This is a genomic window from Spongiivirga sp. MCCC 1A20706 (assembly GCF_046524175.1).
Lineage (GTDB): Bacteria > Bacteroidota > Bacteroidia > Flavobacteriales > Flavobacteriaceae > Spongiivirga.
In genome coordinates this window covers 1-13806 of the sequence record NZ_JBEFZF010000009.1, presented here as the reverse complement: position 1 = coordinate 13806, position 13806 = coordinate 1, and the positions used below count along the sequence as shown (strand labels likewise).

Sequence of the window (13806 nt, the reverse complement as noted above, 5' to 3'; positions counted from 1 at the left end):
CTAAGCGTAGTCGAAGTGTGGTTTAATCACATTAAAAATTTATATCACCATATATCATGGCTAGAAATAAAGATAAGAATACACCAAAAAGATTTGACAAGATCTCAATCGGATTAGCATCTCCTGAAGCTATTTTAGCGGAATCGAGAGGTGAGGTGCTAAAACCGGAAACGATTAACTATCGTACGCACAAACCAGAGCGTGACGGACTTTTCTGTGAGCGTATTTTCGGTCCTGTGAAGGATTACGAATGTGCTTGTGGTAAGTATAAGCGTATTCGTTATAAGGGGATCGTTTGTGATCGTTGTGGTGTAGAAGTAACTGAAAAGAAAGTACGTCGTGATCGCGTAGGTCATATTAACCTTGTTGTGCCGGTGGCACACATTTGGTACTTCCGTTCGTTACCTAACAAAATAGGATACCTTTTAGGATTACCATCTAAGAAATTAGATATGATCATTTACTACGAGCGTTATGTAGTAATTCAAGCAGGTATTGCTAAAAATGAAGAAGGAGAGCCATTACAAAAAATGGATTTCTTAACTGAGGAAGAATACTTGAACATTCTTGAAACAATTCCTCAGGAGAATCAATATTTAGAAGATTCAGATCCTAACAAGTTCATCGCCAAAATGGGTGCTGAATGTTTGATTGAATTATTACAGCGTATTGATCTTGATGAGTTATCATTCCAATTACGTCATAAAGCAAACACAGAAACTTCTAAGCAACGTAAAACAGAGGCTTTAAAGCGTCTTCAGGTTGTTGAGTCGTTACGTGAGGCTAATCTAAACCGTGAGAACCGCCCAGAGTGGATGATCATGAAAGTAGTGCCTGTAATTCCGCCAGAATTACGTCCGTTAGTGCCGTTAGATGGTGGTCGTTTTGCAACCTCTGATTTGAACGATTTATATCGTCGTGTGATCATTCGAAACAATCGTTTAAAGCGTTTAGTAGAGATTAAAGCACCAGAGGTGATTTTGCGTAACGAAAAGCGTATGCTTCAAGAATCTGTAGATTCTTTATTCGATAATACGCGCAAAGCATCAGCCGTAAAAACTGATTCTAACCGTCCACTTAAATCATTATCAGATTCATTAAAAGGTAAGCAAGGTCGTTTTCGTCAAAACTTACTTGGTAAGCGTGTTGATTACTCTGCACGTTCTGTAATTGTTGTAGGGCCAGAATTAAAGTTATTCGAATGCGGACTGCCAAAAGACATGGCAGCAGAGCTTTACAAGCCGTTTATCATTAGAAAACTAATTGAGCGCGGAATTGTAAAAACTGTAAAATCTGCAAAGAAAATTATAGATAGAAAAGAGCCGGTAGTTTGGGATATCTTGGAGAATGTTCTTAAAGGACATCCAGTATTACTAAACCGTGCTCCTACGCTTCACCGTTTAGGTATCCAGGCATTCCAGCCGAAGCTTATTGAGGGTAAAGCAATCCAATTGCATCCATTAGTATGTACGGCATTTAATGCGGATTTTGATGGTGATCAGATGGCGGTGCACTTGCCACTAGGTCCAGAAGCAATCTTAGAAGCGCAGCTTTTAATGCTTGCATCACACAATATCTTAAACCCAGCAAATGGTTCGCCAATTACGGTACCATCTCAGGATATGGTATTAGGTCTGTACTACATGACCAAACTTAAAAAGTCAACTAAAGAATACAAAGTGAAAGGTGAAGGCCTTACTTTCTATTCTGATGAAGAGGTGACTATGGCTTACAACGAAGGTGTAGTTGAATTGAATGCAGGTATTAAAATACGTGCAAAAGATTTTAATGAAGAAGGTGAGTTAGTACCTCAAATTATTGAAACGACTGTAGGTCGTGTACTTTTCAACGAAAAAGTACCTGAAGCTGCAGGTTTCATTAACAAGGTATTGACTAAAAAGGCACTTCGTGATATCATCGGTGATGTTTTAAAAGCAACTGATGTTCCTACAACCGCTGCGTTTTTAGATGAGATAAAAGCACTAGGGTACGGGTTTGCATTTAGAGGTGGATTATCATTTAGTTTAGGTGATATTATTATTCCTCCAGAAAAGCAAAAAATGATCGATGAGGCTAATGATCAGGTTGGTGGAATTATTACCAACTATAACATGGGTCTTATTACCAATAACGAACGATATAATCAGGTTATTGATATCTGGACTTCAACCAATGCGAACTTGACTGAATTGTCAATGAAGCGTATTAGTGAAGATCAGCAAGGATTTAACTCGGTGTTCATGATGCTTGATTCAGGAGCACGTGGATCGAAAGAGCAGATTCGCCAGCTTACAGGTATGCGTGGTTTGATGGCTAAGCCTAAAAAATCGACTGCCGGTGGTGGTGAAATTATTGAAAACCCGATTCTTTCTAACTTTAAAGAAGGACTATCGATTCTTGAATACTTTATCTCTACACACGGTGCACGTAAAGGTCTTGCAGATACCGCACTTAAAACTGCGGATGCGGGTTACCTAACACGTCGTTTGGTAGATGTATCTCAAGATGTTATTATTAATATCGATGACTGTCATACACTGCGCGGTGTTGTTGTAGAACCATTAAAGAAAAATGACGAAGTTGTTGAATCACTAGGTGAGCGTGTACTTGGTCGTATTTCATTACACGATGTATACAATCCGCTTAATGAAGAGTTGTTAGTATCTGCTGGAGAGGAAATCAAAGAGGATGTCGTTAAAAAATTAAACGAGAGTCCTATTGAAAGCCTTGAAGTGCGTTCGCCATTAACATGTGAAGCGAAGAAAGGTATCTGTGCTAAATGTTATGGCCGTAACCTGGCTACCGGTAAAATGGTACAACGTGGTGAGGCTGTAGGTGTTGTAGCGGCTCAGTCAATTGGTGAGCCTGGTACACAGTTAACACTCCGTACCTTCCATGTGGGTGGTATTGCAGGTAACATTTCTGAAGAGAATAAATTGGCTGTTAAGTTTGATGGTAAGTTAGAAATTGACGAACTGAAAACAGTTAAAAGCCAGGATGCTGAAGGAAATGAGATTGATGTAGTGATCTCTCGTACAACTGAGGCAAGATTAATTGATAAGAAAACAGGAATTACATTAAGTACAAACAATGTGCCTTATGGTTCTACCATTTTTGTAAAAGATGGACAGACCTTGAAAAAGGGAGATGTTGTTTGTCAGTGGGATCCATATAACGGGGTAATCATCTCAGAATTCCCAGGTAAAATTGCTTACGAAAATATCGAGCAAGGTATCACATACCAGATCGAGATCGATGAGCAGACTGGTTTCCAAGAAAAGGTGATTTCGGAATCTAGAAATAAGAAATTAATACCAACTTTATTAATTCAAGACTCAAAAGGAGAGACCTTACGTTCGTACAACCTTCCGGTTGGTGCGCACATAATGGTTGATGATGGCGAGAAAATTAAAGAAGGTAAGGTATTGGTTAAGATTCCTCGTAAGTCTGCTAAAGCGGGTGATATTACGGGTGGTCTTCCTCGAGTTACTGAGCTTTTCGAAGCGCGTAACCCATCAAATCCAGCTGTTGTAAGTGAAATTGATGGTGTTGTGTCATTTGGTAAAATTAAGCGTGGTAACCGTGAAATTATTGTTGAAAGCAAACTAGGTGAAATTAAGAAGTACTTGGTGAAACTTTCTAATCAAATTCTTGTACAAGAAAATGATTATGTACGTGCAGGTATGCCGTTATCAGATGGATCAATTACTCCTGAAGATATCTTGAATATCAAGGGGCCATCGGCTGTACAGCAATACTTAGTAAACGAGGTTCAGGAAGTGTACCGACTGCAAGGTGTAAAAATTAACGATAAGCACTTTGAAGTTGTAGTACGTCAAATGATGCGTAAAGTGAAGATTCAGGATCAGGGAGATACTATTTTCTTAGAAAATCAACTAGTACACAAATATGACTTTATTGAAGAAAATGATGCCATTTTTGGTAAGAAAGTTGTAGAAGACGCTGGTGATTCAGAAAACTTGAAAGCAGGTCAGATCATTACTTCTCGTGAACTAAGAGATGAAAATTCGATCTTACGTCGGGAAGATAAGAACTTGGTAGTAGCAAGAGATGCGCAACCTGCGACTGCTACACCAATATTGCAAGGTATTACCAGAGCATCGCTTCAAACGAAATCGTTTATATCAGCAGCTTCCTTCCAGGAAACTACTAAGGTATTGAATGAGGCAGCGGTAAGTGGTAAGGTTGATACGCTTGAAGGATTGAAAGAAAATGTAATTGTTGGCCATAAGATACCAGCCGGTACCGGTATGCGTGATTATGATAATATCATTGTAGGGTCGAAAGAGGAATACGATGAGATTATGGCTCGTAAGGAAGAACTAAACTTCTAAGTAGTCCTAAATACAATTTATTTCGAAATATAGTAAGTGCCCTGTCGGAAACGTCAGGGCATTTTTTTATTCCTTTTTTTATCAGAAGATAAGAGCTGAATCCTCTGTGAGCCTTTGTAATTTCTCTTGGAATCTCTGTTTAATAACCTTCATAAAAATTGTATTTTCGAACATTAAAAAGAAACATAATGAGCGATCAACATAAAAAAGAGCAGCAAATCAACATAGAATTAGACGAAAAAATGGCTGAAGGTACATATAGTAACCTGGCGATTATCAATCACTCGGTTTCTGAGTTTGTGGTTGACTTTATTAGTATGATGCCAGGAGCACCAAAGGCAAAGGTAAAGTCGCGTATCATTCTTACTCCGCAACATGCTAAGCGATTAATGAAGGCGTTGAGTGACAATGTTAGCAGATTTGAAAAGGCTCATGGCTCGATCAAAGATTATGAGCAGCCTCCAATCCCTTTAAACTTTGGGCCTACTGGTGAGGCGTAAATTGAACCATTATCTCATGAGAAGGCAATTGTTTTTAATAATCTTCCTACTGTTTAGTTTAAATGCTATTCTGTCTCAACAAGATCAGGAGAAACCTACTTATTTATTGGGGCCTGAAAATTGGCGTTTTGAACGTATTGATTTACCCCTACCATTTGCTTCTCAAATAGCACATAAGGGTTTTGAAGAACTCCGTTTTGCACCTGGAATGTTCAATGTTGATGCTGAAACCTATTTTACCTATGTTTTTCTAATTGAAATACAAGATAATCCTAAATTCTTAGAGAAGGATTTGAAAGCGTTATTGGTTGCATATTATAAAGGGCTTTGCAAAGCAGTAGCTTCTTCTAAAAAGTTTGATATTGACTATGAAGAAATCGAAGTCAATCTAAAGCACACAAAATCAAAAAATAAGTTTAGTACAAAGTATGATGCTAATGTCGTTTTCTTCGATACTTTTAATGATGGCCGCCGATTGTTGCTTAAAATGGATATTGAAGTAATATCTAATAAAAAGGAGAACAAATCACATATAATTGCTTTGGTCTCTCCAAAGAGCAAACCAGATCTCGTTTGGACCCGATTAGAAAAAGTGAAAACTGGGATCAAGATTGAAAGGCATGTTAATAATTAAAAACTATTAAATTACTTAAACAAAATAGTTTTTAATAATAACAATAAAAACTGTACCTTTCTAGAAGCTAGATATTTTTAATGAAAAATTTTTAGTAGTGTAATTCCTTAGCTGGTTTCTAGAAAATGCCTTAAATCGGCTTATTTTAGTTTTTCCCTAAATTCAGAAGTGAAATGTAATTTTACACTTGGATACTTTTGTTGGGTCATTTGAAGTGAAAAAGGGGAGTCCGCCAAGAATACCAGTTGATCTTGCTTGTCTTTTGCTAAAAATTTTGATTTAACTCGTTTAAATTCTGCAAATTCTTCGTTTTTTTCATCCTCAGCTTCAACCCAACACGCCTTATAAACATTTAAATTTTCATAAGTGCATTTTGCGCCGTATTCATGCTCTAGTCTGTATTGTATTACTTCATACTGAAGTGCTCCAACGGTACCGATTACTTTCCTTCCGTTCATTTCTAGCGTAAATAATTGTGCCACACCTTCATCCATTAACTGATCGATTCCCTTAAAAAGTTGTTTCGATTTCATCGGGTCGGCATTATTAATATATCTGAAATGTTCGGGTGAAAAACTAGGTATTCCTTTAAAATTTATGTTCTCACCTTCGGTTAGTGTATCACCTATTTTAAAGTTGCCGGTGTCGTGCAAACCCACAATATCACCGGGGTAAGAGACATCGACAATTTCTTTTTTCTCAGCAAAAAATGCGTTGGGACTACTAAATTTTAATTTCTTGTTGTGCCGTACATGCAGGTAAGGTACATTACGTTTAAATTCTCCTGAAACGATTTTTACAAATGCTAGTCGATCACGATGTTTTGGGTCCATATTCGCATGTATTTTAAATACAAACCCGCTAAAGTTTTTCTCTTCCGGTTCTACAAGGCGTTCTTCGCTTTGTTTCGGTCTAGGTTTTGGTGCTATTTCAACAAAACAGTCTAATAATTCACGTACACCAAAATTGTTTAAGGCAGAGCCGAAAAATACAGGTTGTAGTGTGCCGTTTTGATACGCTTCTTTTTCAAATTTTGGATAAATACCTTCCACTAATTCTAGCTCTTCTCTAAGTGTTTCGGCGCTTGTTTCTCCAATTAATTCGTCTAATTCTTTGCTGGAAAGATTAGATATTTGTACTGTCTCCTCAATATTTTTGCGGCTATCGCCACTAAATAAATTAATATTGTTTTCCCATATATTGTAAATGCCTTTAAAATCATATCCCATGCCAATAGGAAAGCTTAATGGGGTAACTTTTAAGCCTAATTTTTGTTCAACTTCATCTAATAGTTCAAACGCATCTTTTCCTTCTCGGTCTAATTTATTGATGAAAACAAGCATCGGGATGTTGCGCATTCGGCATACCTGAACCAATTTCTCAGTTTGTTCCTCAACGCCTTTTGCAACATCAATAACAACAATAACGCTATCTACAGCGGTAAGCGTTCTAAAGGTATCTTCAGCAAAATCTTTGTGACCGGGAGTATCTAAAATATTGATCTTGGTTCCTTGATATTCAAAGGCTAAAACGGAAGTAGCAACAGAAATTCCTCGTTGCCTTTCAATTTCCATGAAGTCACTGGTCGCCCCCTTCTTAATTTTATTCGATTTAACCGCTCCCGCTTCTTGAATAGCGCCTCCGAAAAGTAATAACTTTTCAGTTAAGGTAGTCTTTCCCGCGTCAGGATGCGATACAATTCCAAATGTCCTTCTTCTGTTTATTTCTTCAATAAAGCCCATGGGTCATGTTTGTTAAGGCATGCAAAAGTACATAAATATGATGTTTCAGGAGATAGGTTATTGCTGATATTTAAAGATAAGCACAGTTATTTTGGTTCACAGGTAGGAGTTTTAATACCTAAATTGTTATATATACGTATGTAGTTATTAACAATTAGTTAGTCGAAACAAAGTGTATTTTATCGATTAAACGCTGTTAATACTACAAACTGTTAATTAAATTGTTAACTAAAACGTTACATTTGTTAACAACAAGGTTTAAATTCTGATATTTTTAACAGATTATGTTAAAGTATCAGGTTTCAAGTCCCCAAGACTAAAACCTGCTTTGACCCCTAACTATGAGTAAAACTACTTTGTTTTCTACTTATTGGCATAGAATTGTAATACCCTTACGTTACATTGCTATTTACCTCATTGACTGTTATTGTGAGAGTGGTTTTTATAAGGAGACTTTAAAAAACATCGACGTCAAATGATCTGGCGTTTATTCACATATAATATGAATGATATTACCATTAAACGGATTTTAATGGTGCTGCTGTTTTTTGGTGTAACCTATTCTAGTTTTGGTCAAGATACATTTCAGGATAATTTTGATGTCGTTTCGTATTCGAATCAAGATGGTACTGCTAATTGGAGTACAGATTGGATTGAAGTAGACCCCTTCGGGAACGCTGGTCCTAATGGTGATTTTGTTGGAATTACCGGAAATCGTTTTACCCTTAGATTTGTTTATTTTGGAGAAGGAGCTAGTAGGAGTTTAAACTTATCTGCTGCTACTTCTGCAACACTCTCATTTGATTGGGAAACTATTTCGGTTGATTCAGGTTCTGGTGAGCAAATGAGCGTACAAATGTCATCAGATGGGGTAAATTTTACTACAATTTTTACATTTAGTGACACCAACAGTGGTAGCGTTAGTAATTTTGATATTAGTAGCTTCATTTCGGCAAATACCACCATTAGAATTCTTAATAATAACAATAACTGGGAAGGTGATGATTTTGGATATATTGACAATCTTGTAATAAGTGCTATTAATCCTCCCAATATAAGAATTGATGATGTAACGGTTGATGAAGATGCTGGTGTCGCAACTTTTAGTGTCAATATGGGTATGACGGCTGCAACCGGACCTTTTACAGTTGACTATGCTACAACGAATAATAGCGCAGTTGCTCCAGGTGATTATACAACCAGTTCAGGTACCTTAAGCTTTTCTGGTGCTGCAAATCAAACCGTAACATTTGATGTTCCCATTATAGACGATGCCCTTTTAGAAGGTGCAAATGAACAGTTTAATGTCACTTTATCGAATATTGTTGGGGCAACGGTAACCATTGGTGATGCAACCGGGGTTGGAACCATTGTAGACGATGATTTAATTACTGATCAACCATTACAACTTGAAGGAACATTTAATGGGTATACTGATTATGTGTCGACCGGAAATACCTTAAGAGCTGATCCAAATACGGTTAATAATTGTACGATTGTTGCTTCATCCAGTAATACATTGACTTCTTTAATTACCGCGGGCGGAACTATTACCAATGCGTTTTTATATTGGGCACATTCGGGAGCTTCTGCAGATACAAGTGTTACTTTTGAGGGGGTCACTGTTAATGCTGATCAGGCATATACGACTAGTTTTGGTTCGCTGCCTTTTTTCAGTTTAAGAGCAGATGTTACAGCAATTGTTCAAGCTACCGTGAATCCAGGTACCAATGTTTGGGATTTTTCTGATTTAACCATCGACAATAATGATCCTTATTGTTCAAGTACGGTAGTGTTAGGAGGTTGGGCTCTTATTGTATTTTATTCTGATCCTTCTTTACCCGCTTCTTCTATCAATCTATACGAGGGTTTTGCAGGAGAACAAAACTCTTCGTCTAGCTATACTTTAGACGGCTTTTTTGCCAATGCAACTTCGGGGGCTAAAGCAACTTTTCTTTCATGGGAAGGAGATCCAAATATTAGTAGCACAGCCGAAAGACTTTCTGTTACAAATGAGGACTTGACTACAACTACTTTGACTGGAGATGGAGGGCAAACAGGAAATAATGCTTACAATTCAACTATTTATGATAACACGGGCGGTTCTACTGTAAATATTACTACTAGCTATGGCCTTGATTTAGATACCTATAACATATCTTCTTTTATAAGTACCGGGGATTCGGAAGTTACTGTGAATGTTGAGTCTGGTGGAGACTTTATTATGCCGAATGTGGTAATTGTAAAGGTGCCAGGGAATCTGATTACGGGTCGGGTGTTTGAAGATATTAATTATGGTGGAGGAAACGGGCGTGACTATGTTGCTTCGGGATCAACGCCAGTTGTAGGTGCGATTGTTGAATTGTATGATAGTAGTAATTTGCTAAGAGAGTCTACTACAACCGATACTAATGGGGAGTATGTATTTGCTGGGATGGATAATGGTAATTACTCTGTTAGGGTTGTAAATGGTACAGTTCGATCCAATAGAACGGGAGGTGACACCTGTTTAACATGTATACCGGTACAAACATATCGCAGTGAGTATAATGTTGGAAACACTACATTATTGGATGTAGATCAGGAAGTAGGTGGAGCTAATCCGGGTGCTGCAGATCCCGCTGCAGGTATTATTTCTGGAGCGCAATCAGTGACACAGGTTTCCATTACCAATGAAGGGCTTGTAGATGTTAATTTCGGATTTAATTTTAATACCATTGTAAATACTAATGATGCAGGACAAGGTTCATTATCTCAGTTTATTACAAATGCAAATGCATTAGGTAATGCAGGATTAGACATTGTTTCAAATAGTATTTTCGATCCAGCTGCGGGAGAGGACGTTTCCATTTTCATGATGCCGCCAACTTCCGATCCTCAGGGAAGAACTCCTGATGCTGGTTTTACTAGTGGAATTTTCATAATTGATCAAGTAACTCAGTTGCCGGCGATAACGGGTACAGACACTCATATTGATGGGCGCACACAAACCGCTTATTCTACCAATTTAAATACAGGAACAATTACTGCGGGTGAGACCGTTGGAGTTTCTGGAACAACCTTACCAGCCTATGAGCAGCCTGAAGTAGCGGTTGTAGGAGATACTGCTACAGGTGCTGTTATCAGACCTAGTGCTGATGACGTAGTAGTACGGAACATTGCAGTAGCATCTAATAATGGTCAAGTTGCTATAGAAGTGAATGCGACCATTGGTACCGGTAACCCGGTAACAATTGCCGAAAACTTAATAGGTTTTGATGGGAATGGTAATGCTGTTGGTGCCTCTAATGGTATTTTGCTTGATGGAAGTAATGCCGTAGTAATTAGCGATAACTATATATCTGCTGTTGATAGAGGTATTCGAATAAATAATTCGGCCAATACAAATATTGCAAGGAATTTTTTAGATACTGTCAATCCGAGTGTGAATTGTTTTGCTGATGGTATTACAGTTTTTAATGGATCTAATATTACAATTGAAAATAACCTGATTCAAAATACTGGCGCCACCGGTATCGATCTTGGCTTAGGCGCTCCTGGAGGGGTGACCATTAATCAGAATACAGTTAAGAACTCTGGTCAAAGTGCAAGTTGCACACCTACATCAGAAATTTTTGGTATTTCATTAAATGGAGCAAATAATACAGTTAGCGGTAATGTAATTTATGACAACGCGGGAGCTGGAGTACAAGTTTCTGGTACAACTGGTAATTGGATAACACAAAATTCAATTTACGGAAATGGAACATTAACCCCTTCTCTTGGAATTGACCTATTTCCTGGAGCGGACACAGATAATGTCGACGGTGTCACAATTAATGATACAGGTGACGGAGATGCAGGAACAAACAATTTATTAAACTTTCCCGTATTTGAGCGTGTTGTGGTAGATGCTACTACGCTAGAGATAAAAGGTTGGGCACGACCAGGTTCAATAATTGAATTTTTCATCTCGGATATTTCAACAGGAGCAGCAAGTGCTGGAGATAATCAACTTGGACTTACACAGGATTATGGTGAAGGACAAACATACTTAGCGACCTTGACTGAAGGTAGTGGTGATGATCTCGCAACCGGAACATCAGTGTATGCTGATGCTGACGGTAATGGGGATAATACAAACGAATTTGAATTTTCAATACCCTTGCCATCCGGTGTTACCTCTGGGACTTTAATTACAGCTACCGCTACCATTGGTAATAGTACTTCAGAGTTTTCTTCAGCAATTGGGGTTCGGCCGGTGGATTATGGTGACGCTCCAGATCCAGATTATCCAACATTGTTCGCTTCTGATGGTGCACGTCATGGATTGACCGATGATTTATATCTTGGAGCGATAGCTCCGGATTCAGAATCGGATGGCTTACAGTCTGCTGATGCTAATGGAGATGGCGCTGAAGATGATGGGGTTACTATTGGGGGATCTTCAATTCAAGATCAATCTCTTCAATTGGGTGAAGCGCTGGTCATTGATGTACTTGCCTCTTCAGGAAATGGTACAACCGGGTTTTTGAATATTTGGATTGACTTAAATGCTGACGGCGATTTTATTGATGCTGGCGAGCGAATAGTAACAAATCAGGCCGCATCCATAGGAACAAACACTATAAATTATACAGTTCCACTTTCAGCCACCACTGGAACAACCTTTTTAAGAGCACGTTATAGTGGAGAAACACTTACCGGTCCTGATGGATTCACACTAGCAGGGGAGGTTGAAGATTATAGAATAGAACTGGTAGCATCAGTAATTGAGTTTGCTTCGTCAACCTATGCAGGTGTTGAAAGTACTACTGATAGTCCGGTCCTTCAATTGAGTACAGCTTTGGCTGTTCCGGGTACAATTGATTTAACAGTTTCTGGAGGTAGTGCATCTGGTGCTGATTATACAAATACAACAACCGTTACCATACCAGCTGGTGTAACGACCTATACAATTCCGACTTCAGTTTTTAATGTTGTTGATGACAATTTAGTAGAACCTACGGAGACGATTAATTTTTCGCTCGCAAATCCTTCCTCAGGTCTTGTAATTGGTGACGCTAATACTGACACCACTACACAGTCTACCACAACATATACGATTACCGATAATGATACAGCAAGTATTGCTATCAATAATGTAACTGTAGACGAAAATATTGGTAGTGGTATTGCTACATTTACCGTTACATTAACCGGCGATGTGCAGGGAGCGTTTACCGTAGATTTTGATACGGCTAATAATACCGCAGATGCTCCCGGAGATTATACAGCGAATTCTGGGACGTTAAATTTTGCTGGAACCGATGGCGAAACAGAAACGATTACAGTTTCAATAATTGACGATAGTTTATTGGAGTCTGATGAAACATTTAACGTGGACTTAAGCTCGATAAGTAATGCTTTGGTTGGCATAAGTGTCGCTCAAGGAACAGGAACTATAACCGATAATGATACAGCCTCAATAATAATCGATGATGTTACTGTAAATGAAACTGCGGGTAACGCAACGCTAACCGTAACGCTTAGTGGTTCTGTTCAAGGAGGTTTTGATGTGGATTTTGATACTGCAAATGCATCTGCCTTACAGCCAGGTGACTATACAACTACATCTGGAACATTAACTTTTGCTGGAACGGATACAGAAACGCAACAAATTGTGGTGCCAATTATCGACGATAGTGTAACTGAGTCGACGGAGAATTTTGTTGTTGATTTAAGTGGAATAACAAATACTAATGTAACGATAAGTGACGCTCAAGGTTCAATTACTATAAACGATGATGATAGCTCTTCAATAGCTATTAATGACATAACCGTTAATGAAGCTGATGGTACGGCAACTTTTACCGTTACGCTTACAGGAGCAGTGGATAGTGCCTTCAGTGTTAATTATGGATCACTAAATAATGCAGCAATTGCTCCTGGGGATTACATCGCTAATTCGGGAACACTAAATTTTACAGGTACAAATGGCGAAACAGAAATTATTACGATTACTATAAATAATGATAATCTCGTTGAACCTGATGAAACGTATTTTGTTGATTTATCTGGTGTAACAGGTGGGCTGGTTACCATATCTGATACAAGAGGAATAGGTACTATTGAGGATAATGATAATGCAACTATAGTAATTAATGATATCACTGTTGCTGAAGATGCAGGTACCGCCACCTTAACCGTTTCTTTAACGGGCGATGTACAGGGTGGCTTTACTATTGATTACGATACTGCAGATAATACCGCGATTCAGCCAGGAGACTATACTACAACGAGCGGTACCCTGACGTTTGCTGGTACTACGGGAGAAACAGAAAGTATCGTAGTTTCTATTGTAGATAATGTTGTTCTTGAGCCCAGTGAAAATCTTTTTGTTAACCTTAGCGGAATAAGTAATGCACTGGTCACTGTTTCAGATAATCAAGGAATTATTACGATCACGGATAATGATACAGCGAATGTATCGATTGATGATGTGACGGTGAATGAGGCAGCGGGCACTGCGAGTTTCACGGTTACGTTATCAAATGCAGCGGTCCAGGGTGGTTTTACGATCGACTATGCCACGTCGGATGGCACGGCAGTACAGC

Annotated in this window: 5 protein-coding genes; 4 read left to right on the top strand and 1 reads right to left on the bottom strand. The window is 38.5% G+C overall.

Going from position 1 to position 13806, the window contains the following annotated elements; translation table 11 throughout:
* Nucleotides 1-56 precede the first annotated feature (56 nt).
* From rpoC to ABN763_RS17250, 3 genes are all read left to right on the top strand, one after another.
* Nucleotides 57-4355 (top strand): DNA-directed RNA polymerase subunit beta', encoded by a 4299-nt coding sequence (rpoC, locus tag ABN763_RS17260; RefSeq protein ID WP_410486752.1) that lies wholly within the window; start codon nt 57-59, stop codon nt 4353-4355.
* Nucleotides 4356-4543: 188 nt separating this feature from the next.
* Nucleotides 4544-4855, top strand: coding sequence for a DUF3467 domain-containing protein (locus ABN763_RS17255; RefSeq protein WP_410486751.1), 312 nt, complete (start codon nt 4544-4546; stop codon nt 4853-4855).
* A gap of 16 nt (nt 4856-4871) precedes the next feature.
* Nucleotides 4872-5489 carry a hypothetical protein gene (locus ABN763_RS17250; protein WP_410486750.1) on the top strand — a complete coding sequence of 206 codons (618 nt, stop codon included), beginning with the start codon at nt 4872-4874 and terminating at the stop codon, nt 5487-5489.
* A gap of 140 nt (nt 5490-5629) precedes the next feature.
* Here ABN763_RS17250 and ABN763_RS17245 read toward each other — a convergent pair whose 3' ends face one another.
* Nucleotides 5630-7231 carry a peptide chain release factor 3 gene (locus tag ABN763_RS17245; protein ID WP_410486749.1) on the bottom strand — a complete coding sequence of 534 codons (1602 nt, stop codon included), beginning with the start codon at nt 7229-7231 and terminating at the stop codon, nt 5630-5632.
* Nucleotides 7232-7706: 475 nt separating this feature from the next.
* Here ABN763_RS17245 and ABN763_RS17240 point away from each other — a divergent pair.
* The coding region (locus tag ABN763_RS17240; protein ID WP_410486748.1) for a beta strand repeat-containing protein at nt 7707-13806 on the top strand (6100 nt) is incomplete at its 3' end.